Annotated in this window: 28 protein-coding genes and 1 pseudogene; 19 read left to right on the plus strand and 10 right to left on the minus strand. The window is 70.3% G+C overall.

Annotated elements, in window-relative coordinates:
• Both G3T37_RS01795 and G3T37_RS01800 read right to left on the minus strand, forming a co-directional pair.
• Positions 1–684 (minus strand): response regulator transcription factor, encoded by a 684-nt coding sequence (locus tag G3T37_RS01795; RefSeq protein ID WP_163471764.1) that lies wholly within the window; start codon positions 682–684, stop codon positions 1–3.
• A complete protein-coding gene (locus G3T37_RS01800; RefSeq protein ID WP_163471765.1) occupies positions 685–1,419 on the minus strand; it encodes a VIT1/CCC1 transporter family protein in 735 nt (244 codons plus the stop codon). It lies immediately after the preceding gene.
• 117 nt (positions 1,420–1,536) lie between these two features.
• On the opposite strand from G3T37_RS01800, the gene G3T37_RS01805 reads away from it, so the two are divergent.
• Together G3T37_RS01805 and G3T37_RS01810 are read left to right on the plus strand one after the other, a co-directional pair.
• Positions 1,537–2,796: an APC family permease gene (locus tag G3T37_RS01805; RefSeq protein WP_163471766.1), complete on the plus strand. Its 1,260-nt coding sequence runs from the start codon at positions 1,537–1,539 to the stop codon at positions 2,794–2,796.
• A gap of 66 nt (positions 2,797–2,862) precedes the next feature.
• On the plus strand, positions 2,863–3,657 hold the full coding sequence (locus G3T37_RS01810) for a COG4705 family protein (RefSeq protein WP_163471767.1): 795 nt from the start codon (positions 2,863–2,865) through the stop codon (positions 3,655–3,657).
• On the opposite strand, the gene G3T37_RS01815 is transcribed toward G3T37_RS01810, so the two are convergent.
• Positions 3,650–4,852, minus strand: coding sequence for a glycosyltransferase (locus tag G3T37_RS01815; protein WP_163471768.1), 1,203 nt, complete (start codon positions 4,850–4,852; stop codon positions 3,650–3,652). The genes G3T37_RS01810 and G3T37_RS01815 overlap by 8 nt on opposite strands.
• A 172-nt stretch (positions 4,853–5,024) precedes the next feature.
• Here G3T37_RS01815 and G3T37_RS01820 point away from each other — a divergent pair, with 172 nt between their 5' ends.
• Positions 5,025–5,972: a lysylphosphatidylglycerol synthase domain-containing protein gene (locus tag G3T37_RS01820; protein WP_163471769.1), complete on the plus strand. Its 948-nt coding sequence runs from the start codon at positions 5,025–5,027 to the stop codon at positions 5,970–5,972.
• Here G3T37_RS01820 and G3T37_RS01825 read toward each other — a convergent pair.
• The gene (locus G3T37_RS01825; protein ID WP_241732167.1) at positions 5,923–7,302 is read right to left on the minus strand and encodes a sensor histidine kinase; all 1,380 of its coding nucleotides are present in this window, start codon (positions 7,300–7,302) and stop codon (positions 5,923–5,925) included. The genes G3T37_RS01820 and G3T37_RS01825 overlap by 50 nt on opposite strands.
• Positions 7,303–7,307: 5 nt before the next feature.
• Positions 7,308–7,982, minus strand: coding sequence for a response regulator (locus G3T37_RS01830; protein ID WP_163471771.1), 675 nt, complete (start codon positions 7,980–7,982; stop codon positions 7,308–7,310).
• A 173-nt stretch (positions 7,983–8,155) separates the two neighbouring features.
• Here G3T37_RS01830 and G3T37_RS01835 point away from each other — a divergent pair, with 173 nt between their 5' ends.
• On the plus strand, positions 8,156–9,742 hold the full coding sequence (locus tag G3T37_RS01835) for a glycosyltransferase family 39 protein (RefSeq protein WP_163471772.1): 1,587 nt from the start codon (positions 8,156–8,158) through the stop codon (positions 9,740–9,742).
• A gap of 1 nt (position 9,743) precedes the next feature.
• On the opposite strand, the gene G3T37_RS01840 is transcribed toward G3T37_RS01835, so the two are convergent.
• Positions 9,744–10,580: a ZIP family metal transporter gene (locus tag G3T37_RS01840; RefSeq protein WP_163471773.1), complete on the minus strand. Its 837-nt coding sequence runs from the start codon at positions 10,578–10,580 to the stop codon at positions 9,744–9,746.
• A gap of 184 nt (positions 10,581–10,764) precedes the next feature.
• Here G3T37_RS01840 and G3T37_RS01845 point away from each other — a divergent pair, with 184 nt between their 5' ends.
• On the plus strand, positions 10,765–11,394 hold the full coding sequence (locus G3T37_RS01845; RefSeq protein WP_163471774.1) for a VTT domain-containing protein: 630 nt from the start codon (positions 10,765–10,767) through the stop codon (positions 11,392–11,394).
• 23 nt (positions 11,395–11,417) lie between these two features.
• Positions 11,418–12,176 carry an ABC transporter permease gene (locus G3T37_RS01850; protein ID WP_163471775.1) on the plus strand — a complete coding sequence of 253 codons (759 nt, stop codon included), beginning with the start codon at positions 11,418–11,420 and terminating at the stop codon, positions 12,174–12,176.
• Here the strand turns inward: G3T37_RS01850 and G3T37_RS01855 are convergent.
• A complete protein-coding gene (locus tag G3T37_RS01855) occupies positions 12,140–12,835 on the minus strand; it encodes an endonuclease/exonuclease/phosphatase family protein (RefSeq protein ID WP_163472547.1) in 696 nt (231 codons plus the stop codon). The two genes, G3T37_RS01850 and G3T37_RS01855, sit on opposite strands and share 37 nt — an antisense overlap.
• 204 nt (positions 12,836–13,039) lie before the next feature.
• Here G3T37_RS01855 and G3T37_RS14725 point away from each other — a divergent pair.
• The 3 genes and pseudogenes from G3T37_RS14725 to G3T37_RS01865 form a co-directional block, all read left to right on the plus strand.
• Positions 13,040–13,159: pseudogene (locus G3T37_RS14725) on the plus strand (DUF2510 domain-containing protein); the annotation flags it as partial.
• An 891-nt stretch (positions 13,160–14,050) separates the two neighbouring features.
• A complete protein-coding gene (locus tag G3T37_RS14730) occupies positions 14,051–14,482 on the plus strand; it encodes a hypothetical protein (RefSeq protein ID WP_241732263.1) in 432 nt (143 codons plus the stop codon).
• 30 nt (positions 14,483–14,512) lie between these two features.
• On the plus strand, positions 14,513–15,232 hold the full coding sequence (locus G3T37_RS01865) for a glycosyltransferase family A protein (protein ID WP_163471777.1): 720 nt from the start codon (positions 14,513–14,515) through the stop codon (positions 15,230–15,232).
• On the opposite strand, the gene G3T37_RS01870 is transcribed toward G3T37_RS01865, so the two are convergent.
• A complete protein-coding gene (locus tag G3T37_RS01870; RefSeq protein WP_163471778.1) occupies positions 15,202–16,104 on the minus strand; it encodes an alpha/beta fold hydrolase in 903 nt (300 codons plus the stop codon). The genes G3T37_RS01865 and G3T37_RS01870 overlap by 31 nt on opposite strands.
• Before the next feature lie 9 nt (positions 16,105–16,113).
• On the minus strand, positions 16,114–17,172 hold the full coding sequence (locus tag G3T37_RS01875) for an alpha/beta hydrolase (RefSeq protein WP_241732064.1): 1,059 nt from the start codon (positions 17,170–17,172) through the stop codon (positions 16,114–16,116).
• On the opposite strand from G3T37_RS01875, the gene G3T37_RS01880 reads away from it, so the two are divergent.
• The 3 genes from G3T37_RS01880 (at position 17,171) to G3T37_RS01890 (ending at position 20,123) form a co-directional block, all read left to right on the plus strand.
• Positions 17,171–17,875, plus strand: coding sequence for a hypothetical protein (locus tag G3T37_RS01880; RefSeq protein ID WP_163471779.1), 705 nt, complete (start codon positions 17,171–17,173; stop codon positions 17,873–17,875). The two genes, G3T37_RS01875 and G3T37_RS01880, sit on opposite strands and share 2 nt — an antisense overlap.
• Before the next feature lie 82 nt (positions 17,876–17,957).
• Positions 17,958–18,710, plus strand: coding sequence for a DUF2510 domain-containing protein (locus tag G3T37_RS01885; protein WP_163471780.1), 753 nt, complete (start codon positions 17,958–17,960; stop codon positions 18,708–18,710).
• Between the two features lie 114 nt (positions 18,711–18,824).
• Complete coding sequence (locus tag G3T37_RS01890) at positions 18,825–20,123, plus strand: CHAP domain-containing protein (RefSeq protein WP_163471781.1); 1,299 nt, start codon at positions 18,825–18,827, stop codon at positions 20,121–20,123.
• A 30-nt stretch (positions 20,124–20,153) separates the two neighbouring features.
• Here the strand turns inward: G3T37_RS01890 and G3T37_RS01895 are convergent, their stop codons facing one another.
• Positions 20,154–21,677: a S53 family peptidase gene (locus tag G3T37_RS01895; RefSeq protein WP_163471782.1), complete on the minus strand. Its 1,524-nt coding sequence runs from the start codon at positions 21,675–21,677 to the stop codon at positions 20,154–20,156.
• A gap of 79 nt (positions 21,678–21,756) precedes the next feature.
• Between G3T37_RS01895 and G3T37_RS01900 the strand changes: the two genes are divergently transcribed.
• The 7 genes from G3T37_RS01900 to G3T37_RS14620 all read left to right on the plus strand — a co-directional run bounded on the left by G3T37_RS01900 (position 21,757) and on the right by G3T37_RS14620 (position 25,285).
• Positions 21,757–22,272, plus strand: coding sequence for a glutathione peroxidase (locus G3T37_RS01900; protein ID WP_163471783.1), 516 nt, complete (start codon positions 21,757–21,759; stop codon positions 22,270–22,272).
• 16 nt (positions 22,273–22,288) lie between these two features.
• Positions 22,289–22,576, plus strand: coding sequence for an N-acetyltransferase (locus G3T37_RS01905; RefSeq protein WP_163471784.1), 288 nt, complete (start codon positions 22,289–22,291; stop codon positions 22,574–22,576).
• A gap of 7 nt (positions 22,577–22,583) precedes the next feature.
• Complete coding sequence (locus G3T37_RS01910) at positions 22,584–22,904, plus strand: tryptophan synthase subunit alpha (RefSeq protein WP_163471785.1); 321 nt, start codon at positions 22,584–22,586, stop codon at positions 22,902–22,904.
• Between the two features lie 50 nt (positions 22,905–22,954).
• On the plus strand, positions 22,955–23,548 hold the full coding sequence (locus G3T37_RS01915; protein WP_163471786.1) for a J domain-containing protein: 594 nt from the start codon (positions 22,955–22,957) through the stop codon (positions 23,546–23,548).
• Between the two features lie 52 nt (positions 23,549–23,600).
• The gene (locus G3T37_RS01920; protein WP_163471787.1) at positions 23,601–23,912 is read left to right on the plus strand and encodes a DUF2510 domain-containing protein; all 312 of its coding nucleotides are present in this window, start codon (positions 23,601–23,603) and stop codon (positions 23,910–23,912) included.
• A 24-nt stretch (positions 23,913–23,936) separates the two neighbouring features.
• Positions 23,937–24,485 (plus strand): MOSC domain-containing protein, encoded by a 549-nt coding sequence (locus G3T37_RS01925; RefSeq protein ID WP_163471788.1) that lies wholly within the window; start codon positions 23,937–23,939, stop codon positions 24,483–24,485.
• A 74-nt stretch (positions 24,486–24,559) separates the two neighbouring features.
• Entirely contained in the window at positions 24,560–25,285 is a 726-nt protein-coding gene (locus G3T37_RS14620) for a DUF2510 domain-containing protein (protein WP_163471789.1), read from the plus strand.
• Positions 25,286–25,289: the final 4 nt, after the last annotated feature.

The following is a 25,289-nucleotide window of genomic DNA, read 5'->3' on the forward strand; positions in this document are numbered from 1 at the left end:
TCACTCCGCCGTGTCGTCGCTGAGGGTGTACCCGGTGCCGCGCACCGTGCCGATCGTGATCCCGCTCTCGAAGGGCTGCAGCTTCTTGCGCAGGTAGCGCACGTACTGGTCGACGATCGTGGGGTCGATGTGTCTCGTCGTGCCCCACACCTCCTCGAGGATCTCGGTGCGGGTCACCGTCTCCCCCGCGCGCGCCGCGAGCACGCGCAGCAGCGAGAACTCCTTCGTGCTGAGCGGAAGCGACTTGCCGTCGATGCTCGCGCGCACGGCGGGGACATCGAGCGAGAGGTGACCGATGCGCATGAGCTGCTTCGGAGTCGCACTGTCGCGGCGCACCAGAGCCCGGATGCGCGCGCTCAGTTCGACGAAGGCGAAGGGCTTCGTGAGGTAGTCGTCGGCCCCGGAATCGAGACCGAAGACCCGGTCATCCACCGAATCGCGGGCGGTGAGCAGCAGCACGGGGAGAAGATTGCCCTGATTGCGCAGGTGACGGCAGATCTCGAAGCCGTTCATCTCGGGCAGCATCACGTCGATCGCCGCGGCGGAGAACTCGCCCGTCGTCGCCTGGATGAGCGCCTCGACGCCGTTGTCGACGCGGGTGACCTCATAGCCCTCGTCGGTCAGACCGCGCTCCAGCAGCGCGGCCATGGCCGGGTCATCCTCGACGATCAGGACTTTGGGCATCTAGCCGACCAGGCCGCTCGTCCCGAGAAGTCGACCGATGATGAAGGTGGCCGCGAGAGCTGCCGCGCCGCCGACCACGACGCGGATGGTCGGGCGGAGCACCCCGGTACCGCCGATGCGAGCACTGAGCGCACCCGTCAGGGCGAGCGCGATGAGCACGCTCGCGAAGGTCACCGCGATCCGCACCGGGGCGGGCGGGAGGAGGATCGCGAGGAGCGGGAGGATTCCGCCGATCGTGAAGGCGAGAGCGGAGGCGCCCGCCGCGTGCCAGGGGCTCACGACGTCGTGCTCGTCGATCTTGAGCTCGACCTCGAGGTGGGCGGCGAGTGCATCCCGTTCGGTGAGCTCCTCGGCCACCTTCTGGGCGGTCTCGGCGCTGAGGCCCTTCGCCTCGTAGAGGCCGGCGAGCTCGGCGAGCTCCCCCTCGGGATCCTCGGCCAGTTCGCGGCGCTCCTTCTCGATGAGGGCGCGCTGGCTGTCGCTCTGGCTGCTGACGGAGACGTATTCCCCGAGCGCCATGGAGATCGCGCCACCGACCAGGCCCGCGAGTCCCGCGGTGAGGATGGGAGCGCCCGCGCTCGTCGCGCCCGCCACACCGACCACGATGGCCGCGACCGACACGATGCCGTCGTTCGCGCCGAGCACCCCTGCCCGGAGCCAGTTCAGGCGGCTCGCGATTCCCTCGCGGTGGGGTTCGTGTTCCTGCTGACCGGGAATGCTGACGGGACTCGACATGAGGACTAGCCAATCATCATCCGATCGCGCGTGCCAGCAAGGACAGCCGAACCTTCCTCGCGCCGCCCCGCGAGAGGCCGTCGCACACGAGTCCGCGCCGCATGCGAGACTGGCGCCATGTCGATGCTCGCCCGCCGTCTCGGAGTGGGCGATGCGGTGATGATCGGGCTCGGTTCGATGATCGGCGCCGGGCTGTTCTCCGCCTGGGCACCCGCTTCCGCTGCCGCGGGCAGCAGCCTCCTGCTCGCGCTCGCGGCGGCCGCGCTCGTCGCGTTCTGCAACGCTTCCTCCTCGGCGCAGCTCGCCGCGCAATACCCCACCTCGGGCGGCAGCTACGTCTACGGTCGGGAGCGGCTCGGGGAGTGGCCGGGATTCTTCGCGGGGTGGAGCTTCGTCATCGGCAAGACGGCGAGCTGCGCCGCGATGGCGCTGACCTTCGCCGCCTACGTCGCGCCGGCCGGGTGGGAGCGTCCTCTTGGCGTCGTCGTCGTCCTCGCCCTCGCGGCGGTCAACTACGTCGGGGTCACCCGCACCGCGCTTCTCGCCCGCGTGCTCGTCGCGATCATCCTCGTGCTGCTCGTGATCATCGTCGCGGCCGCCCTGACGGCGGGGATGCCCCGCTCCGGTGAGCTCGCCGGGGAGATCCTGGGCGGCTCGCCCCTCGGCGTGCTGCGCGCGGCGGGCCTGCTGTTCTTCGCCTTCGCCGGCTACGCCCGGGTCGCGACGATGGGCGAGGAGGTCCGCGATCCCGCCCGCTCCATCCCCCGGGCGATCTCCCTCTCGCTGGGCCTCGTGTTCGTGATCTACCTCGGCGTCGGCGTCGCGCTCCTCGGCACGCTCGGTGCCCACACGCTCGCCGCCTCGAGCGCGCCGCTGCTGGAGGCGGTGCGCGCCGGGCAGTGGGCGTGGGCCGCCCCCCTCGTGCGGATCGCGGCCGCCGTCGCAACCCTCGGAGCGCTCCTCGCGCTCATCGCGGGGGTCGGTCGAACCTCCCTCGCGATGGCTCGCGAGGGCGATCTGCCCCGCCCGCTCGCGGCCGTGCACCCGCGATACCGCGTGCCGCACCGCGCCGAGGTCACGCTCGCCCTCGTCGTGAGCGTGCTCGTGCTCACCGTCGACCTGCGCGCGGCGATCGGGTTCTCCAGCTTAGGTGTGCTTCTCTATTACCTCGTCGCCAATCTCTCGGCGCTCAGCCAGGACCGCGCGCACCGCCGGTACCCGCGAGGGATCGCCGTCACGGGCGCGATCGGCTGCCTGGTGCTCGTCGCGGCGCTGCCGCCGGCCGCGGTCTTCACCGGGCTCGGGGTGCTCGTGGTGGGGGTGCTGTACCGGCTCGTCGCGCAGCGGGTGACGCGCCGGTCATCCGCCCGGCTGTAAGGAGTTTCAGCCGTCGAGCGCCCGCCCGCTGACCTGCCACCCGGCGGGCCCCGGCAGACTGAGCGGATGACCGCTCCCCGCCAGACCGCGCCGACTCACGGGCTCCGCTCGAAGGTGCCGGCCATCACCCTGCTGTTCTGGGTGATCAAGATCGTCACCACGGGTATGGGTGAGACCAGCTCCGACTACTTCGTGAAGACCTTCGATCCGGTTCCCGTCGTGCTCCTCGCCGCCGTCGTGTTCGTCGCCTGCCTCCTCGTGCAGCTGCGCGCCGATCGCTACATCGCCTGGCGGTACTGGCTCCTCGTCACGATGGTGAGTGTGTTCGGCACGATGGTCGCCGACGTCGCGCACATCGTCGTCGGCGTGCCGTACGCCTACTCCACGGCCGCCTTCGCGGCGGTGCTCCTCGTCGTATTCGTGCTGTGGAAGCGCAGCGAGGGCACCCTCTCGATCCACAGCATCACGAGCACGCGGCGCGAGCTGTTCTACTGGGCGGTGGTCATGATCGCGTTCGCGCTCGGCACGGCGGCCGGCGACCTGACGGCGATGACCCTCGGCATGGGCTACTGGGCCTCGGCGGTGCTGTTCGGGGTGGTCATCCTCGTGCCCGGGCTGGTCTTCTGGCGGCGGCCGCGGACCGCGGTACCCGCCTTCTGGGTCGCATACATCGCGACGCGACCCTTCGGCGCCTCGATCGCCGACGGGCTCGCCGTCAGCCACACGCGGGGCGGGCTCGACCTCGGCACAGGGCCGGTGAGCCTCGTCGCGCTCGGGGTGCTGGTGGTGCTCGTGGCGATCGCGGCCCGTCGACCGGCCGAGACTCCCCTGCCGACGCTGGCCGGGCAGCAGCTCAGCTGACCGGCGTGAGGGCGGCCGCGCGGGCCTCATCGAGCACGGCGCGATAGCGGGCACCGATCGACTCGGTGGAGTAGCCCTGGGCGACCGCGGCGGCCGCCGCTGCGAAGGATGCCCGAGCCACCGGGTCGCGCAGTAACCGGTCGATCGCCGCCCCCAGGGCCGCGGCATCGCCCGACGGCACGAGTGATCCGGTGACGCCGTCGATCACCACCTCGTTGATGCCCGGCAGGTCGGCGGCGACGATCGCGGTGCCGAGCGCCGCCGCTTCGAGGAGCACGACCGGCAGGCCCTCCTGGTCGCCCGAGGCGGCGGTGATGGACGGAAGCAGGAACAGCTCGCACGACGCGATCTCGGCGAGCACCCGATGACGGCCCTGCTGGCCGGTGAAGGTGACCGGCAGCCCGGTCGCCAGTCGTTCGAGGCGCTCACGCTCCGGGCCGTCGCCCACGATCGTGAGTCGCCAATCCCGGTCGGTGACGTGCTCGCGCAGCGCCTCGAGGAGCACCGCGAAGCCCTTCTTCTCGACGAGTCGGCCCACGACGACGAGGTGGGCGGGTCCCGCCGCCTGCGGGGGCGCGCTGCGCCGTGCGGCGATCACCTCGTCGAGCGGCACCCCCATCGGGATGGTGCTCGTGCGGCGGGTGTCGACGCCCCAGGCCGCGATCATCGTGGCCATCTGGTCGTTGACCGTCGTCACGCGGGCGGCTCCGTCGAGCACCCAGCGCTTCATCCGGCGGAAGGGTGCCGAGCGGAGCGCGTAGACGTCGGCGCCGTGGAGGGTGACGAGCAGCGGGATGCGGCGACTGGCGAGCCGCGCCGAGAAGCCCTGCGGCAGGATCCAGTGCGCGTGGATCACGTCCGGGCGCAGCCGGCGGATCGCCCGCCGCACCGCGATGGCCTGTGCGAGAACCAGGAAGGGCAACTGCAGCCAGAGACTCCTCGTCTTGCGGAGGTTGTCGAGGATGGCCCCGTCGGCGAGGCGTTCCCAGCGACGCGGGAAGTAGGCGAAGCGCTCCACGTCGACCCCGGCCATCCTCTCCCGTCGCGGCGCCCCCGGCACGCGGGGCGTGAGGACGGTGACCTCGTAGTCGATCGCCTCCTGCCGCGCCAGATCCAGCACGAAGGCGGGGATTCCGTCGTCGAGTCGCGCGGGGAACGTCGAGGCGAGCACGAGCAGGCGGGGCCGCTGCGGCACGGTGGCCTCCTCTGCGCTGGTGGTCGGGCGGGACGGGCTGCGCGCCGACCTCCAGCCTGTACGGCTGTTCAGACGATCGGGCCCATCCCGGCAACCCCTCACCAGCTTCATGGCGCATCGTTATGCCGTGCACCATGACGGCGACGAGGGGGAACATCCCAAGGCTAGAGGGATGACCGCGATCCCGTCGAGGCGGAGCGGCCCGACGACCCTCCGCACACGCCTCTGGGTCGCCGCCCAGACCCTGTTCGGACTCGCGGCGCTGACCCTGCTCATCATCGCCGTCGTGCGCAACTGGAACGAGACGGCACGCGTCATCGCGGGGCTGAACGGCGCGCTGGTGGCCCTCTCAGCGGCGCTCGTTCTGCTCGGGCTCTACACGAACATGCTCTCCTGGCGCCAGGTCGTGCGCGCCCTCGGTACCCGGCTCACTCTCGCGCAGGCCGGTGGCATCTACTTCACCTCGCAGCTCGGCAAGTACCTCCCGGGCGCGGTGTGGCCGATCGTCGCCAGCACCCGGCTCGGTCTGATCGCCGGGATGGACGCGTTCCAGAGCATCGTGGCCATGTCGGTCGCGCTCCTCATGACGCTCACGGTCGCGTCGATCCTGTCGGTCAGCGGCCTCTTCCTTCTCCCGGTCGTCGCCGAGCGGTACGCGATCGTGCCCGTGATCATCATCGTCGCCGGGATCATCGCGCTCGTGCCGCCCGTCCTGGATCGGCTGATCCGTGTCGCCCTGCGCCTGCTGCGGCGCGCCTCGACGGTTCCCCGGCTCGCCCCGGTGCCCCTCGCCGCCGCGGTCGGCTGGTGCGTGCTCAGCTGGCTGCTCCTCGGCGTCTCGCTGAGCGTGCTGATCGCCGCGCACCACCCGGCGCGGGCTTCCGATGTGTTCAGCGGTCTCCCCGCCTACGCGGTCTCCTGGGTCGCCGGTTTCGTCGCCATCTTCGATCCTGCCGGCGTGGGCGTTCGCGAGGGAGTCCTCGTGCTCGTGTTGGGCGCGCACCTGGGCTCACCGGCCGTCCTCGGACTCGCGGTCGTGCAGCGCACCTTCCTGGTGCTCGGCGACGCGATCATGTTTCTGATCGGACTCCCGGGTCGGCGTCCGCGCGCGGCAGCCTGAACCAGACCTCGAGCCCGGGAGCGCGATTCTCGATTCCGATCGACCCGCCGGCGCCCGTGACGATCGCGTGCACGATGGCGAGCCCCAGGCCGCTGCCGCCCGTGTCACTGGGGCGCGAGTCATCCGGTCGGGAGAATCGATTGAAGGCGACGGGGATGAACGACTCGGGCATCCCCGGGCCGTCATCGATCACGCGCACGACGAGCTCTCCCGCCGACTGGCCGACGGTCACCTGCACGCTGCCGCGGTCGTGGGCGGCGGCGATGGCGTTGGTCACCAGATTGTCGACCGCGCTCGCGAACGCGGCCGGCGCGACGCGATACCGCGCGTTATCGTCGGCGACCGTGACGTCGAAGTCGACGGCGACGCCCCGTGGCCCGGCGAGCAGGCGCGCCCGGTCCACCCCGGCCGCGAGCTGCAGCTGCAGCTCCTCCCACGGGGCGGAGGAGTCGTCGTGCGTGGCCTCGAGCTTCGCCAGTTCGAGCAGATTCGTCGTGAGCGTTGCGAGTCGGGCGGTCGTGCGCCGGGCGGCGGCGATCTCGTCGCGCAGCTCCGCGATTCCGCGGTCGGGCGCCGAGGCGAGTTCGAGCTGGCCGCGCAGCACCGCGAGCGGGGTGCGCAATTCGTGGCTCGCATCGGAGACCATCTGCTTCTCGCGCTCCACCGTCTGACGATTGCGCTCGATGAAGGTGTTGAGCGTGGTCGCGAGCTGATCCAGTTCGTCGCCCGTCTCGCCGACCGGCAGCGCGGCGAGGGAGCCCCGGCGGCTGAGCAGCTCGGCCTCCCGTCGGAGCGCGGAGACCGGCCGGAGGGCCGCACCGGTCAGAAGCCATGCCGCCCCTGCGAAGCCGGCGACCAGCACGAGATCGCCGATCACGAGCGCGATCGTCAGTTTGCCCATCACGACCTCGCCCTCCTCCACATTGCGGGCGGTGATGACGAGCCAGGTGCCGGAGTCCGAGTGGTCGTGCTCCAATCGCGCCAGATAGCTGCGCGTGGGGGTGGAGAGGGCCTGCGGGGTGGTGGAGAGGGCGAGCAGCTCCGGCATCCTGCTGGCGAGTCCGGCGGGAAGCGTCGAGGCGACGATGCGACCCGACGGCGAGACCACCGCGATGAGCTGATCCTCGCCGATGCTGATCGCCGGGTCGGCGCCGCCGCGGTGGATCTGCGCCTCGATCGGCGCGGCGTCCGCGGCGAGAAGCTCGGCCAGAGCGGAATTGACGATCTCCTGAACCCCCACGCGGAACGCGACGACCGCTCCCGTGCAGAGCAGCAGCGCCACCAGGAGCGTCTGCAGGGTGATGCGCGCGCGGATGCTGAGGCCGCGCATCCGTCTCACGCGGTCTCGTTCAGCTGATAGCCGACGCCCCGCACGGTCACGATCTGGAACCCGACGACCGCGGGGTCGAGTTTGCGGCGGAGGAAGCTGATGTACTGCTCGACGATGTTCGGGTCGATGTGCTCGGTCGACCCCCAGACCTCCTCGAGCATGGTCGTGCGCGACACGGTCGACCCCGCCGAGCTCGCGAGGAGCCGCAACAGCGCGAACTCGCGCAGGCTCATGGTGATGACCGTCTGGCCCACCGAGGCTCGCATCTTCAGCGAGTCGAGTTGCAGTCGGCCGATCGTGTGCACGATGCGCGGCCCCGAGTTCTCGCGCCGGAAGATCGCCCGCAGTCGCGCCCCCAGCTCGGTGAAGTCGAAGGGCTTGACGAGGTAGTCGTCGGCGCCCGCGTCGAGACCGTAGACGCGATCCTCCACCGCGTCGCGCGCGGTCAACAGGATGATCGGCATCGCACTCCCCGAGTCGCGGATCCGCCTGCTCAGCTCGAAGCCCGACATGCCCGGCAGCATGACATCGACCGCCGCGGCCGCGTAGTTGTCCCGGCCCAGGGCGATGAGGGCATCGATTCCGTTGTCGGTGAGCGTGGTCTCGTAGCCCTGCTCGGTGAGCCACTGCTGCGTCAGGCGACCCATTTCGCTGTCGTCCTCGACGACGAGTATCTTCACTGTCGCTTCCCGTCCCTTTCCGTCGCCGCGCCGAACTCCTGTCAGGCGCTCGGCACGAGCGAACACTGCCGACACTAGCTGGGCGAGGGGTGAGTGACATCTATACAAATCTTCAGGCCCGATGGGCCAACCCGTTGCCTCGCCGTTACCTGGCTCACCTACGGTGGGGATAGATGAGTATCCTCCAGAACAGCCTCGTTGTCGCACCCGACCGCACCCAGCGGCTGCTCGGCAGGCGTGAGGTCGCGCTCCTCGCCTCCCTCGCCGGCGTCATCACCACGCTGCTCTGCGCTGCGGGATCGTGGATCCCCTCGCTGTGGGGTGACGAGGCGACGAGCGTCATCTCGGCCCAGCGTCCGCTCCCCTCGCTGTTCGCCATGCTCGGCCACGTCGACGCCGTACACGGCACCTATTACCTTCTGCTCCACTTCTGGGTCGACCTCTTCGGCGCCTCGCCCTTCTCCGTGCGGTTTCCGAGTGCCGTCGCTGCCGGTCTCGCCATCGCGGGCGTGGTCGTGCTGGCCAATCGCATCTCCGGGCCGCGCGTCGCCGTCTTCGCGGGCATGGTGGGCCTCGTGCTGCCCCGGGTGAACTACATGGGCGAGGAGGCGCGCGGATACGCGCTCAGCGCCGCGGTCGCGACCTGGCTGGGCTACCTGCTCGTGGTGCAGCTGCAGGAGAAGGGGCGTCACCGATGGCTGTGGCTGCTGTACGCGATCGGGGTCGCGTTCGCCGCCTACGTCTTCCTGTTCTCCTTGCTGCTGCTTGTCGCGCACGCCATCGTGGTCCTGCGCTCGCGCACCGCCGGCCTCCGGCGGGACTGGCTCCGGGCCACCATCCTCGGCCTCGTCCTGGCGCTTCCCGTGATCGTCTACGGCGTGACCGAGAGCGGACAGGTCGACTTCCTCGCCCACCGCAACGACGCCTCCTTTGTCAGCGACACCGTCTCGCCGTGGTTCGGCACCACCCAGTTCGCGATCGCCGCCTGGCTGCTCGTGCTTCTGGGGACGGTCGCGCTCATCGTGACCTACGCCTCCCGGCGGCTGTCGTTGCTCGGCGTTCCCCGATCGGTGTGGATGCGCGCCCGCAGGATCCTCGGCCGCCTCGTGACCGTCGACCGCGGTCGCGAGACCCCCTCGCTGTTGCTCTTCGCCGGATTGTGGCTGCTGGCCCCCCTCGTGATCCTGCTCGCGGTCAACGTCTTCCATGCGATCTACTCGGCGCGCTATCTGAGCTTCTCGGCCCCGGCCGCCGCGCTGCTCATCGGCTGGGTGCTCGCGCGGGTCACCCGACAGTGGGTCGCGGTCGTGCTCACCGGGATCCTCGCGCTCACGGGTCTCCTGAGCTACGTGCAGAACCGCACCCCCTACGCGAAGAACAACAGCGACTGGGCCGAGGTGTCGGCCGTGATGCAGGAGCACGCGCATCCCGGCGACACGGTGCTCTTCGACGAGGGCAGTCGTCCCTCGAGACGTCTGCGGCTCGCGATGTACACCTATCCCCAGGGCTTCGCGGGGCTCGACGACATCACGCTCGCCGCGCCCGCCGCGCAGACGACGAACTGGTACGACGCCACCTTCCCGCTCGAGCAGGTCGCGAGCGAGTTGACGACCGCGCACACGGTCTGGCTGCTCGAGTACAAGGCACAGGGCGCCGCGCCCGACACCTGGGATCGGCCGGTACTCGCCGCACACGGCTTCGTCGTGCGGGCGAGCTACGAGCAGCACTCCAGCGTCATCTACGAGTACGTGCGCGGGTAGCTCAGGCTCCGGCCGCGGTGATGATGAAGTCGGTGGCGAAGCCGGCGGTCATCCCGATCAGCAGTCCCGCGAAGAGCCGGTACTTGCGGCCCATCTTGAGCGCGACGCCGACGAGCTGCACGACGACGTACAGGATCGATCCCGCCGCCAGAGCGAGGAAGACGATCGAGGTGAGGTCGCTCACGAAGACGCTGCCGAGCAGTGTCCCGATGAGCGTCGGCGCTCCCCCGATGAGCCCGAGCACGCCGAGCTGCGCCCAGGAGGGCCGGTGCGTACCGCCCGCGAGCGGCGCGGTGATGCCGAAGCCCTCCGTCGCGTTGTGCAGCGCGAAGCCGATGACGAGGATGACCGCCAGGCTGAGCCGGCCACTCGCCGCGGACTGACCGATCGCCAGACCCTCCGAGAAGTTGTGCAGGCCGATGCCGACCGCGATCAGGAAGGCGAGCCGGTTGGCGGGGTCGTGCAGGTGCAGGAGCGAGCCGTCGTTCTGGGCGGCGGGGTTGGCCTCCTGCTTGCGCAGGGAGCGGCTCTCGATCCAGCGGTCGTAGGCGACGAGGCCGAACATCCCGACTCCGAGCGCCGCGATGAAGCCCGCCGCCTCGCCGGCGAAGGTGCCCCACGACCCGCCTCCGCCCGCGGCAGAGGTGAGCGCCGCCTCGACGGGTTCGACGGCATGGCTGATCACGTCCCACAGAAGGAAGACGAGTACGCCGATCGTGATCGCGTTGAGCGTCGCAACGAGGACGGCACTGCGTCGCATGACGCGCCCGATGGGCAGGCCGATGAAGATCGTGAAGCCCGCGATGACACCGAGCACGACGAGTTGGGCGAACGGCATAGCAGGATCTCCGTAGGGTGTAAGGCGAGCCTAACCTTATCCCACTCCCCCGCTGCTGGCTGACAGCGGGCTGAACCATCCTTCAGGGTGGACGCAGCGGCTCTGACGCAACCCCCACTTCCCGATGGTGCCCGAGGCGGCGGGCACTGTTAGCGTCGAAGGGAACCCCGATCACAAGGACTCCATGCACAGCCATCTCGCCATCCTCGGGGGCATCTTCGACCCCACCGCCCTTCTCACGGGAGCCGGACCGTACGCGCTCGTCGCGATCGCCCTCATCGTCTTCATCGAGACCGGGCTGCTCTTTCCCTTCCTCCCGGGCGACAGCCTCGTCTTCACGGCCGCGCTGCTCTCCGCATCGCTCGGGATTCCCCTCTGGCTCCTCATGGTGGTCGTGGCCGGATCCGCGATCCTCGGCGATCAGGTCGGCTACCTGATCGGGCGGCGCCTGGGTCGTCGGCTCTTCCGGCCGGAGGCGCGGGTCTTCAAGACGGCGTACCTCGAGCGCGCGAACGCCTTCTTCGACCGCTATGGCCCGAGCGCCCTCGTCCTCGCCCGGTTCGCGCCGCTCCTCCGCACCTTCGTGCCTCCCGTCGTCGGCTCCTCGACCCTTCGCTACCGGCGCTTCGTCGTGTGGAACATCGCGGGGGGAATCCTGTGGACGGTCGTGCTGAGCCTCGCCGGGTACTGGCTCGGGCGGATCCCGCTCGTCGCCAACAATGTGGAGCTGTTCGCGATCGGGATCGTGATCCTCTCGCTCATCCCCATCGTCGTCGGCTTCCTGCGACGTCGTGGTTCGGCCACCGCGCGCTGATCCCTCCCGCGTAGGGTTGCACCATGTCGTGGATCGGGATCGCCATCGCGCTCCCGTCCCTGGCACTGCTGTCCGTCGTGGCGCTCGGACTGTTCGGCACGCCGGGTCGTCTGCAACCCCTCTTCGCGATCCTGCGGGGAGCGCTTCAGCTCGCGCTGCTCTCGATCGTCCTCGGCGGTCTGATCACCGATCTGCGCTGGATCATCCTCGGACTCGTCGTCATGTTCGCCGCCGCGGTCATCGTCGCCGGCCGCCGCGTCCGGGGTGGGCGCCGCGGCCTGCTGAAGGTCGCGGCGGCGATGGCGGGCGGCTGCCTTCTCGCCGGGGGGATCGTCTTCGGCAGCGGGGCGCTCCCGGTGACCGGCCGCTATCTGCTGGCCTTCGCGGGCATCCTGATCGGCAACGCGATGACGACCGCGACCCTGACCGGCCGCGGCTTCCGGATGACCGTCCTCGACCACTGGGACGAGGTGGAGGGGTGGCTCGCCCTCGGCGCAACGCCTCGCCAGGCGACCCTGGACCTCGCGCGCCGCGCCGCGCACTCTGCGCTCGTGCCGCTCGTCGATCAGACCAAGACGACCGGTCTCGTGGTGCTGCCGGGGGCCTTCGTCGGAGCGATCTTCGGTGGCCTCTCGCCCCTTCAGGCGGGCGTCTTCCAGATTCTGGTGCTGACCGCCCTCATCGGGTCGGGGTCGGTCATCAGCACGCTGCTCCTCGTGCTCGTCGGCCCCGTGCGCCAGAAGCCCTACGACGAATACGGTGCCGCGACCGGAGCCTCGTAGTCGGCGGTGATCAGGATCGGCATGTGATCCGAGGCCCCGCGCGGAAGCGTCGACACGCCCTCGATGTGCAGCCCCATCGAGGTGGCGAAGTCGAAGTGGCCCTTGAAGAACTTGTAGTTCGTGTAGGTCATCGTGTCGCTGAGGGTGAGGTCGTAGCCCGCCTCCTGCACGTGCTCGCTCAGGTTCTCCTTGAAGAGGGGGTAGTTGTAGTCGCCCACCATGAGGGCGGGCACTCCCTCGCCGAGAGTGCGCAGCTCCTCGTGCGCGGCACGGATCTGGTTGCGGCGCAGCGAATTGAGGGCCGTGAGCGGCGCGGCATGGAAGGAGGCGACGACGAGGCCGCGGTCGGTCTCGGTGTCGATCAGGCGCGTGCCGAGCAGGCGCTCGTGCGCGGGTGAGAGCACCCGGTCGTGCAACGACTTCTTCAGTGCGAACGCCGTGGTCGAGACGGCGGTGAACCGGCTCTTGCGGTAGTACAGCGCGAGCCCGAGTCGGTTGCGCTTCGTCGAGTCGGCGAGGTGAAGATCGCCCACCTCGGCGGGCAGCTCCGAGGTGTCAGCCTCCTGGAGGCACAGCACGTCCAGGTCGTAGTCGTCGACCAGGCCCGCGATCTCCCCACTGGCGTGATTCTTGCGGAGGTTGTAGCTGATGACGCGTATCACTGCCCTGCTTAACTTGTCTCGTGTCGCTCGGTGGGGCGGCGGCCCTTCCCACGAGCATACGTTCTCGTGGCATGCCTCCCCCGCCGATCCGGCGATTGTTAATGCGACCGTAAACGGCACGCGCCTCAGGATTCCTCGGGGAGCGGGGCGCCATCGTCGTACACTGCCTTGATCGAATCGCAATCGGGAGGGGGTGCAGTCGTGGCGGAGAACACTGGAGGGCCGGTCATCCCCGCGGGGTGGTATCCCGATCCCGAGTCCGCCGATCGTCTGCGGCGCTGGGACGGCGAGCGCTGGACGAGCGACACGGCGCAGCGGGCTGCGACCCCGGCCGCGCCCTCGGCCCCGGCGGAGCCCCCGGGCCAGACACAGCCAGCGGGCCAGACAGCACCATCCGCCCCGGCGGTGCCCCCGCCGCCGGCGCCTGACGCTCCCTCCGGTGGCCACGAACCCCCCGCATCCCGCGCCGGCGGCGCACACGCAGGCTTCGTGCTCGACGATGACCTGGCCGACTGGGCCAAACTGCCCGGCATCACCCTTCCGCCCGATCTCGGTGACCTGGCGAGCGGGGGCCCGACCCGATCCGCCCGGGGGCCGGCGTTCACGCCTCCGCCGTTCACGGACCCGGAGCCCGACGACGCTCCAAGGGGACCGTCGACGCCGTTCGGGCAACAGTTCCCTCCCCCCATACGGGAAGAGCCCGCGAGGCCGGCTCCGACCCCCTCCTCGGCGCCGTTCAGCGCGACCGCTCCGCCCCCCTTCGGCTCCGCCGCGCCGCGCTCCTCCCTCTTCGGCACGCCCGCACCCCCGCCCCCGCCGGGCGCTCGGGTCCCTCCTGGCGGCGGCGATCCCCCGGTGATCGTGCAACCGGTCGAGCACTCCATCTACACCGATACCCCGCCGAGCCGACGCGCGCGCCGGCAACAGGAGTCGGCCGAGGCGACGGAGCCGCAGGCGACCGCGCGCACAGCGGAGCCGGCTGCGCCGCGCTCGGTCCCCTCTGCGCCGCGTTCGGTCCCCTCTGTGCCGGCGCCGGTTGCCCCGCCTCCCGCCGGTCCGTCCTACGCCAAACCTCCGGTCGGCATCCAGTACGCCGTCCCGCCACCCCCGGGGGTCGATTACACCGCGCCGCCGGAGGGGGTCAAACTCGCCCCGCCGAGTGCATTCATCCAGCCCGTGCGCGGTGCGCGTTACAGCGGAAGCTCGGCCTCCATGCGCCAGCAGACCGACTACACCACGGCGGCCTCCTCCGTCTCGCTCGGGGTCGAGATCGAGGCGGGCAACACCGTCGGGGTCTGGCTGATGGCCCTTCTTCCGCTCGTCGCGTTCATCGCCTTCTACGCGCCGTTCGGCGCCCTCGCGTTGCCGGTCACGCGGACGGCCGAACTCCTCGTCGCCCTCGCGATGCTCCTGCTCGGACTCGTCTGCGCGGCCGTCGATCGGCGCGGACTCTCGCGTCAGGGGCAGTCGGCGCTGCCGAGCGTCGTGTGGGCGATCCTCCCGCTGGTCTACCTGATCGTGCGGTGCGTGCGCGTCGGTCCGCGGTCGCTCGCTCCCCTCGCCGTCTGGGTGGTGCTGCAGTCCGCCTGTGTCGGGGCGCTCTTCGTGCTCCTGCGGTCGCTCTTCCCGGCGGTGCTCCGCTAGCTTCCGGCTCCGGCTAGCATCGGACCAACCATGCTGACCATCTCCGTCGTCATCCCCTCATACAACGACTCCGAGATGCTTCGGAACTGCCTCGCCGCCATCGCGCGCCAGACCCGGCCCGCCGACGAGGTCGTGGTCGTCGACAACGGCAGCACCGACGACACGACCCAGGCCGCGACGGCGTGGGGCGCGCGTGTCGTGCAGGAATCCGAGCGCGGCATCCCCGCGGCCACGGCTGCCGGATTCGACGCCGCGACGGGGCAGATCTTCGCCCGACTGGACGCCGACTCCGTCCCCCGCGCCGATTGGCTGGCCCGTATCGAGGAACACTTCATGGCCGCGGATGACCTCGCCGCCGTCACCGGACCGGGCGACTTCTACGGCGCCTCCCGACCGGTGAAATGGTTCGCCGAGCGGCTGTACATCGGCGGCTACTTCTGGTTCTTCACCTGGCGACTCGGGCACCCACCGCTGTTCGGGTCGAACTTTGCGATCAGGGCCTCCGCGTGGCTCCAGCTGCGCGAGGGCTCCCACCGCGAGGTGCGCACCCTTCACGACGACCTGGATCTCAGCTACCAGTTCGCGCCGGGCCAGCGGATCGTCTACGACCCCGCGCTGGTCGTCGGAGTGTCGGCACGCCCCTTCGCCTCTCCGGCGGGGCTCATCCGTCGGGTCTGGTGGGGGTACACCACCGCCGCGGCGAATCGCGAGGTGCGGCGTCAGCGATCCCGCGCGGCGGCGCGCGAGTAGAGCGCGAGCAGATCGCGCACGAGCTGGTGCGGTGCCGTCTCGCAGGGGCTGTGTCCCGTCGAGTAGATCGCCAGTTCTGCGCCGATCGCCTCCGCCAGCTCACGGTGAAGCTCAACCGGCCACAGGTCGTGCTGCCCCACCGCGATCAGCTTGGGCACCGGGACCCTCGCCACCTCGGCCCGCACATCGGGGACGTGCATCATGAGCCCGATCACATCCCGCACACTCGCCCTCCGGGTGTAATCGAACCGCATCCGGACGAACCGCAGTCTCATCGGAGGGACGCCGGTCGCATTCGCCCGCACGCCCGCGATCATGACCGCGGCACCGACACCCGGTCGAGCCACGCTCGTGAGCCTGCCCACCCGTTTGATCCCGCGAAACGACTGCCCCGGCTGCGGCGGCGCGGTGAGGAGTGCCAGGCTCGCGAACAACTCCGGTCGCTGCGCGATCGTGAGCCCTGCGACCGTGCCCGCGAACGAGTATCCCAGTACGTGCGCCGGGGCAATCCGTGATTCGAGGATGGCGACGAGGTCGTCGATGAAGAGTTGGTTGTCGTAGCGGCGCCGGGGCGGGCGCAGGTTCTCGGGTCCGGCGCCGGCCGACTGGTACTGGCCGGCCAGGTCGAAGGCGATGACGCGATAGCCGGCCTCGGCGAGCAGCGGCATCATGAGGAGGAAATCCTCCTTGGAGCCGGTCACGCCCGGCGCGAGAACGACGGGGTCCCCGTCCTCCGGCCCGCACTCGATCGTCGCGAGCGTGCCGCTCGGCGCCGCGAACCAGCCCCGAGTCACCCCGGGCGGCAGCACGGTCCAGTCGATGTCGGGCAGTGCGGCATCCCGCTCCTCTGGCGTCGGTGCGTCCGCGGTCACGGGACGAATCTACGCGAGTGCGTGCACGAACGACTGCAGTCGCCGGTAGACCTCCTGCGATTCCGGATAGCGGTAGTCCTGCTGCCAGGTGTGTCTGGTGTTGCGCACCGAGCGCGGGTAGCTCAGCCACTCGACCTCGACGCCGTGCTCGCGCAGGGCATCCGCGAAATTGTGGTTCGCCTCGTAGAAGAAGTCCTGCTCCGAGGTGGTGACGAGCACCGGCGGGAAATCGGGAGACACCCACTCGATCGGCGAGAGGAATCGGGCCGCCGCCGACAGCGACTGACCCTTGCCGCGATTCGGCAGCAGCATTCGCACGAAGCCGAGCCCCATAATGAACCGCGGGGCGAAGATGACCGAGAAGTCGACGGCGCTGCAGTGCTGCACCAGGCCGATCACCGTGCCGCGGTCGGTGCCGCCCAGGTGATAGTGCCGGGCGAGTTCGGGCTGGGATGCGCTCGCGGCGAGCAGCGCGGAGATCTGTCCGCCCGCGGAATCCCCGCCCAGGATGATCCGCCGCGGGTCGCCGCCGAATCGACCGATCTCGCGCGCCACCCACTCGAGGCACGCGGCGGCGTCGTGCATCATGTGCTGCATGTGGAACCGCCCGGCCAGCCGGTAGTTGACGTTGACCACCACCATTCCCGCCTGCGCCTGACTCGCGCAGTACTTCGTCAACGCGGCCTTGTCACCCGAGGTCCAGCCGCCGCCATGGAAATACACGTAGACCGGCAGCGCACCCGTTCGCTCGTGCGGCGTGATGACGTCGAGGCGGTGCGAGGGGATTCCGTCGCCGACGTAGTCGAGGTCATGGTGATAGTCGACGGACTCGATCGGTTCGGAGTTGAACCGTCGGCGCTCCCCCGGTGCGAGCTGCGCCATCAGCAGCCGCCACGCCCACACCGGCACGCGGGTCAGCGCCGACCGATCCCGGCGCGACTCCGTGCTGACCTCCCGCATCCCGCCACGGTAAGCCGCGGTCCCGAGGATTTGCTGGGCGCTGCGCTCGGCCGCCACGCCGCCCGTGCGCGCCTCCGTGTCGGAGCGAGGAGAGACACTGGTGGGCATGACGACGGCACGGTATCGGGCGAATCAGACGCAGGTGAGGGAGTTCGGAGAGGTGGTGCTGAGCGGGCTGCGAAGCACGACGTTCGGCTCGGTGCCGAAGGCCGAACTCGAGCTGCTGCTGTTCCGGGCGATGATCGATGCCGGCATTCTGAGCATGACCTCGCCGGTGTTCGACCTGGCGCGCCAGCTGGAGATCACCCCATCGCGGGTGCGGAGCCTCATCTACCGCTATCGGCTGCAGACCCAGCCCGACGACGATGCCGTGCTCGCCGAGATCGCGGGGGCACTCGGGCGAAGCCGGTTCGAGCTCACGGAGCAGCGGATCGTCTTCGGAATCGAGGATCCCTACCTCCGCGACTCACTCGGTGCCCTGCTCAAGCAGCAGGGTATCTTCGCCGACACCAGCTTCAATCCCGAGACGGTCAGCCTCGGCATCGGCGCATTCGTCGACTTCGTCTCCGCCCGCTTCGACACCGACGACCGCGTGCGGATCCTGCGCGCCCTGCACCACGACACGGGTGTCGAACCGAGTGCGTTCAAGCGCGTCCTGAAGAGCACTCTCGCGCAGCTGGGCAAGCGGGTGGTCGGCGCCGCGGCGGATGATCTCGCCAGCGCGGCCATCGACGCCGTCTGGTCCTTCACCACGAGCCTGTTCCGTGGCGACGTCGAGCAGGCCACGACGGCCGCCCGCGAGTTCGCCTGATCGTCCCCCGGATGGGTGCGCGCGCGGATGCCCGCCCCGCGCTACCGTGGGAGGACGACCATTCTGGGGGGACACAGTGTCGATGGATGTGAGCGCGCGCCCGACGCCGACGGGTTGGTACCCGGATCCGGCGGGATCCGATCGCCAGCGGTGGTGGAGCGGCGTAGCGTGGACCGATCACGTGCGGGACGTTCCGCTCGCGACGCCGGTGACCCCGCCCGCGGCGACGGGCCACAGTGTGCCGTCCGCGCCCGCGCAGTGGAGCGCCTCTGACGCGGCCGCCTCACGGGCGAGCGTCGGCTACGGCTCAGTGTCGCGCGGGCCCCTGCCCGGCGCGTCCGACTTCCCGACCCGCGGTGGCGGGAGCTTCTCCGCCACCCCGACATTCTTCGAGTTGCCGACCCGCTGGCACACGGTATCCGTGTGGCTCCTCGCGGTCTCGCCGATCGTGTTCGCGGTACTGCTCATCGGTATCGGACCGTTCGTGCTCGCGGGCCTCTTCGATATCAATGCCAGCGCGTTCGGCTATCTCGTGCCTGCCGTGCTCGGACTCGTGCTCCCCCTGCTTCTCTGCACCGCGTGGGTCATGCGCGACCGACGCCAGCTGCAGGAGTTCGGGTTCCGCCGTCTGCCGAGCCCGTTCTGGATCCTCCTCGGCCCGCTCGCCTACCTGATCGCGCGCACGGTGCACGTGATGGGGACCGTGCGACGCGGTGGCGGCCCGCTCTGGACCTATCTCGCGATCGTCGTGGGATCGACCGTCCTGACCTTCGCGCTGCGGGTTCTGGTGCTCGCGCTTCTCACCTCGGGCCACTCGGCGCTGATCTCCCGCTGACCCCCGGACGTGGGGTCATGCATTCCGCGTGTCTTACGTAGTGTGGGAGGCGAGGGGTGTAATACGCGCTGCGGGGAATTCGGCGCGACCCTCATCGGTTCGGGGGGATCGTTCATGCAGCTTTCACACGGTCGAACGCGCGCTCTTCGGGTGATGATGTCGACGGTCGCGGCTCTCGCGGTCGTGGCGGGAGCACTTGTGGTGGCGCCCGCCGCCTACGCCGGTGTCGACGACTACCCGGCGAAGTGGCGCAGCATTCCGCGCGACTCGACCTTCGACAGTTGGGGTGAGTACAACCGCGAGTGCACCTCCTGGGTGGCCTGGCGTCTGCACGGCCGCAACGGGTTCGAGATGCCGTTCCACGCCGACGCGGACCAGTGGGGCGTCAAGGCCAAGAAGCTCGGGTACATCGTCGATCGCACCCCGGCCGTGGGCGCCGTCGCGTGGTGGTCGTGGCGTCACGTCGCCTGGGTCGAGGCCGTCAACCCGGACGGCAGCATCACGATCGAGGAGTACAACCACGGCTCGACCGGCAAATACGACGAGCGCACCATCCCCGCCTCCTGGCCGACGGGGGGCTACATCCACTTCAAAGACATCGCGACCGACTTCAGCGACGGCAAATACATCAGCTACGCGGGCCGTGTCTATCGCATGGCCGGTGGTGCTCCGATCTTCGTCTCGAACTGGGCAGACTTCGGCGGCAAGAAGGTCTCCGCGGCGGCGACCCCGGCGCAGTGGCATTCCCTCCGGCTCGTGCCTGCGGACGGGACGTTCCTCACCGCGAAGCCGAGCGGCACGATCTATCGGGTCGTCGGCGGCGCGCCGGTGATGGTGAGTTCCTGGGCGGCGGTCGGAGGCTCCCAACCCTCGGTGACGGTGAGCGATCAGGACATTGCACAGGCGGGACCGGCAAGCTCCAGCAGCCCGTATAAGCACCTCCGGTACTTCCCGGCGGACGGCTCGCTCGTCACGACGGGATCGGGCGCGGACGCCCAGCTGTACCGCATCACGGGTGGTGCGGCGGATCTGGTCCCCGCTCCGCCCGCCTCCGGCGCGCAGCAGCCCGGTGTCGCGATCGACCCGGCGGCACTCCTCGCGGCGGGGACGGCGCTCTCCGGTCCCGCCAGCCACCTCAAGGGTGTGCTCGCCGGTGCCAAGCCCACGACCGCGGGCCAGCGCCTGGTGCGCTATGTGCTCACCGCGCACGCCGGCCGATGGCCCACCGGCTCGAAGGTCACCTTCCAGTGGACCCGCAACGGCGTCCCGATCACGCAGGCCCACGCCAGTCGGTACCGACTGCGGCCCGCTGATCTCAGAGCCCATGTTTCGGTGATCGTGACGGTGGCCAAGCCGGGCTTCCGGTCGACCACGCTGACGAGCTCTCAGACGGTGGCGATCCGAAAGCTGTAGCGTCGGGCGCAGCTCGCTGGCAGAGAACCGCTAGGCCGCGCGGCGCAGGGCCTCGAGCAGCGCTTCGCCGTCCGGGGTTCCGAGCCCGGTGCAGGCATCCCATCCGGGCGTGGCGTGATAGTTGCCGTTGTCGCCGGTGGTGACATCGGTGAACCCCGTCCCCAGCGCATACAGCCGGGGGTGCGCCAGGCCGAGCGGACTGCCGAGGGACTGCACCAATCGCGCGATGAGCGCGGCCCACAGCGGGGCGACGGCGCTCGTTCCGCCGTACACGGCGCGCCGTCCGTCCACCAGAACCTCATAGCCGGTCTCCGGATCGGCAACCGCCGCCACGTCGGGCACGCCGCGCCCGGTTCCGCCCGGCACCGCAACCGCTGACTGCCAGCTCGGGCGCGGGAACACATCGCTCACTCCCCCGCCCGTCGCTCCGCGTCCCGCGCCGTTGTTCCACACGGTCTCCTGCCCGCCGACGAGACGGGTCCCGCCGCAGGCGAGCACGTGCGGACTCGATGCCGGGAAGTCGGCATGATCGCGGCCGTCGCTCGCCCCATCGGAACTGCCGTTGTCACCCGCCGCCGCGGTGACCGATGCCCCGAGCGCCGCCGCGTCGGCGAAGGCGTCGTCCATGGCGGTGCGCGCCTGCGCGGTCCACTGGTCCTCGCTCTGACCCCAGCTGATACTGATCGCCGCGGGGGTGGGGGTGGCGTGGGCCGCTTCGGCGACCGCGTCGAGGAAGCCGGCGTCGGTGTTCGGGGCGAAGTACACGAGATAGTTCGCACCGGGGGCGAGCGCGCCCGCCACCTCGATGTCGAGCAGCACCTCGCCGTCGGCGCCGCTCGGGTCGGTGCCCCCGCCGTTCTGGGCCCCGTCGACCCCGACGGCGCTCACGCCCGGCCGTGCCACCCCGAGGCCCGCGAAGTAGCTGTCGAGGTCGACCTCGGCATAGCCGCCGCCGAGTTCGATGATCGCGATGGTCTGCCCCGTTCCGTCGGTCCCGGCGGGGAAGCGATAGCTCGTGCCCAGTTGCACGGGGGTGTAGCTCGTTGCGGCGGCGTGCGGGGCGGCGACCCGGAACTGTGCGCGCGACTGCGGGCGGTCATCCAGCCCCAGGACGGCGGTGATGATGCCGTCGAGATCGGCGGGGATGCTCAGCGACCCCGTGCGGTGGCGATGTTCGACCTCGGTGCCATCGGGCGCGGTGGAGGTTGCCGCCAGCAACTCGGTTCCGAATACCCGATTCACGGTGGTGACGTCGCCGCTGATCCGCACGCGGCGAGACGCGGCATCGGTGGAGAGGATCGTGAGTCCCAGCTGGTGGAGTCGGGCGACGACGGTCGCGACGTCGTCTTCGGCGGCGCCGAACCTGCTCGCGAACTCGTCCCTACTGCGCACACCGCCCTCGCTCGGCAGCGCATTCGCCCGGCGGAGCACAAGGGTCGCCTCGACGGGATGATCGGGCTCGAGCGACCGCGCAGCCGGCACGAACCCCGGCGCGGCGTCGCGCTCGCTTCCGGGGAGGGGGACGAGGACGAGGGGGGAGGTTTCTTCAGTCATACCCTCCGGTCTACTCCTCGCCGCCCACACTGGAGCGAATTCGAAGGGAATGTGGATAACGCGCGTGTAGCGTGCGACCATGAGCCTCTTCGACATCCCCCTGACCACTATCGACGGAGCGCCCGCGACGCTCGCCGACTACTCGGGGAAGGTTCTGCTGATCGTCAACGTCGCCTCCCGCTGCGGCCTCGCGCCTCAGTACGAGAAGTTGGAGGCCCTCCAGAAGCGCTATGGCGACGCCGGATTCACCGTGCTCGGTTTCCCCAGCAACCAGTTCCTGCAGGAACTCGGGTCGAGCGACGCCATCAAGGAGTACTGCTCCACCACCTGGGGAGTGACCTTCCCGATGTTCGAGAAGGTACGGGTCAACGGCAAGCACCAGCACCCGCTCTACGCCGAGCTCACGAGCCATCCCGACGCGTCGGGCAAGGCCGGACGGGTCACCTGGAACTTCGAGAAGTTCCTCGTCTCGCCCGACGGCGCGGTGCGCCGCTTCCGGCCGCAGGTGGAGCCCGACGCTCCCGAGATCATCGCCGCCATCGAGGGGTCCCTGCCCACGGTCGACGCGGTCGCGGCCGACGAGGACCGCGCCTGACACCTAGGGTGGAAGGGTGAGCAGGGAATTCAGCCACGATCGGGATGCGCAGCGCTACGTTCTCCGAATCGACGGAGAGTTGACGGCGGTCGCCGACTATCGCATCAACGGGCGCTCCATCTCGTTCACCCACACCTTCACGAATCCCGCCCGTCGCGGCAAGGGGTTCGCGGCCGAGGTGGTCGGGTTCGCCATGAACGACGTGGAAGCCACCACCACACTCCGCGTCGTGCCGATGTGCTGGTATGTGGCGAAGTGGTTCGACGCGCATCCGGAGCGCAGCGCGCTGCTCACCCGCGGGTAGTCGCTCGATGGCGTCACAGGGATTTCTGTCGAGGGGGCGGGTCAGCCTCGAGCTGCTGCGCGCCGAGGCGCACCAGGAGCGCGACACGGTCATCCATGAGCGCGTGCTCGCCGGGGAGGATCCCTGGGACTTCATGGATGAACTGCCGACGATCGACGAGCTGGTGGTCTATCTCCTCCGCGCGGACGCGATCAACGCCAACGACGGCGTGCTCCCCTCCCGCACACGCGAGTACCGGGTTCTCCGACAGATCGCGCTCGAGCATCCGCCGCTGACCCGCACCGTCTGGCGCCTGCTCGGCGAGCTCGGAATCCCCGCGCGCCCCTAGCCCGCGCTCCCGAGGCCGCGTGCCGCGCATCCCGGTGGCACACTGGGACCATGACCCCCGACGACGCCGCGCGAATCCTCGGCGTGGCACCGGGAGCGAGTCTGGAGGAGATCGAGCGCGCGTTCCGGGCCCGGGCGCGGGAGTCGCATCCCGACCTCCTGCCGGACGCGCCGCGCGAGCGGGTCGCCGCCGCCTCCGAGGCGTTCGTGCGGCTCACCGATGCGCGCGCCCTGCTGACGGGTCTGCGCGATCGCGAACCCGGGGTGCCCGTGGTGATCGTGCGCCGGCGCCCGCTCAACCGATGGGCCCTCGCCCTCTGGTGCGCGGCACTGGGGGTCGGCCTCATCGTCTCGATCCTCGGCGGGCCCGCCGAGTACTCGCTCGCGGACATCGCCCTCCGACTGGTGCCGCTCGCGATCGCCGCCGTCGGGTTCGCCGTGACGGGTCGGAGCGTGTTCCTCATCGTGCTCATCGCGACGACGGTCGTGAGCCTCGCCCTCACCCTCGTGTTCGCGACCTTCGGCTCACTGCTCGCACTGGAGGTGCTGCTCGTCCCCGTGCTCGGCCTGGCCTGGATGGGGTGGCAGACACGCCGCCGTGTCACCCGCGAAGTGGGGCGAGACGGCGCGGTTCGCCCCCACTAGCGTGTGACGTGGGGATAGGGGGTATTCCCGAATCGACGTGGCGGGAGGGGTCATGGTGGAGACGAACACACTGGTCGAACGCCTCGCCGCGGGCTGGTATCCCGACCCCGATGGTGAACTCCTCAAGCGCTGGTGGAACGGCACCGAGTGGACCTCCTACGTGCACGAGTACGACCCCCTCACCGAGCTCTTCGGCGAGATCGCCGAGCCCGGTACCCCGTGGATCGAACCGCGTCGCCTGTACACGACCGGAGAACTGCCCGCACGGCACATCGACCTGGTGGCCGCGCTTCCCGTCGCCATCGTGAGCGCGCTGACGATCGCCAACCTCGTCGCACTCGGTCTTCTGGTCACGTCGCACTGACGACGGGTCTGGCAGACTCGATCCATGATCGCTGCCGCCCGTGTCGTCTCGGTGAGCCGGGATGACCACCACGGCTTCAGCAAGCCCGCCGTGCCGCGCATCCGACTCATCGAGGGTTTCGGTGTCGAGGGCGACGTCCACGGAGGCGCCACGACTCAGCACCGATATCTGCTCGCCAAGGATCCGCAGCGGCGCAATCTCACCCAGGTCCACCTGATCGCGAGCGAGCTCTTCCCCGAGCTCCTCGACGCGGGATTCACCGTGGGTCCCGGCGACCTCGGCGAGAACGTGACGACGGCCGGTGTCGATCTCATCGCCCTGCCGCTCGGCACGCGGATCCACCTCGGTGACGACGCGATCGTCGAGGTGACGGGGATCCGCAGCCCCTGCCACCTCATCAACGAGTTTCAGCGCGGCCTCATGAAGGCCTGCCTGAGCAAAGACGAGCGCGGCCACGTCATCCGGAAGGCGGGCATCATGGCGGTCGTCGAGCGCGGCGGAGTGGTCGAGCCCGGCAGCGGGATTCGCGTCGTGCTGCCCGCCGGTGCCCCGGTGCCCCTGCCGGTGGTCTGAGCCCGTGACACGCGGCCCCGAACGGGGAGGTGCGGGAGAGCGGCCGCGCGGCTACGGTCGAGCCCGGAGGTGCCATGTCGATCGAGAAGGGTGAGCCGGGGCCCGGTCCTGCGCCCGGGTCGATTCCCGCCGGCTGGTATCCCGACCCGGCGGGCTCCCCCGCGCTCCGCTGGTGGAGCGGGGTCGCCTGGACGCGCCAGCTCTCCGACGGGGCCGAGGAGGCTGCCGCCGCGCAGTCGCAGGCCGTGACGCCGCCCGCTGCCGCGTCGGTCGCCCTGCCCGCCGCCGCGCTGCCGCCGCCCGACGCACTGCCGCCCGACGCACTGCCCGCCGAAACGCTGCCCGTTCGCGGCGGACCGGCCGCGAACGAGTGGCGCAACACCCTGCCCGAGCCGAGGCGGCGCGGATCCTACGGAATCGTCTTCACGCGCGCGGTGTGGGTGCTGGCCACCTCCCCGATCTGGGCCGTCGTGCCGCAGGCCGTCGCGCTCGTGCTGCTGGGGCCGGCGCCGCTCGTGCTGCTCGCCGTGCTCGTGCTGGACATCCTGCTCGCTCTGGCGCTGTGGCGCGTCGCGACCACCGACCGACGACGCCTCATCGCGGGTGGCCACGAGTCGACGGCCGCCCCCGCGCTCGTGCTGCTCACCCCGCTCGTCTATCTCATCGCCCGCGCGCGGCACGTCGCGCTCTGGGACGAGGGGGCCTGGTCGCCGGTCGTCTGGTTCGCGCTCGCCGTGCTGCTCTCGCCCGTGCTGACCGTCGTGGGGGTGTTCGCGGTGCTGGGGGTCCTCCCCTTCTGATCGC

It is taken from the genome of Galbitalea soli (assembly GCF_010686725.1).
GTDB classification, from domain to species: domain Bacteria; phylum Actinomycetota; class Actinomycetes; order Actinomycetales; family Microbacteriaceae; genus Galbitalea; species Galbitalea soli.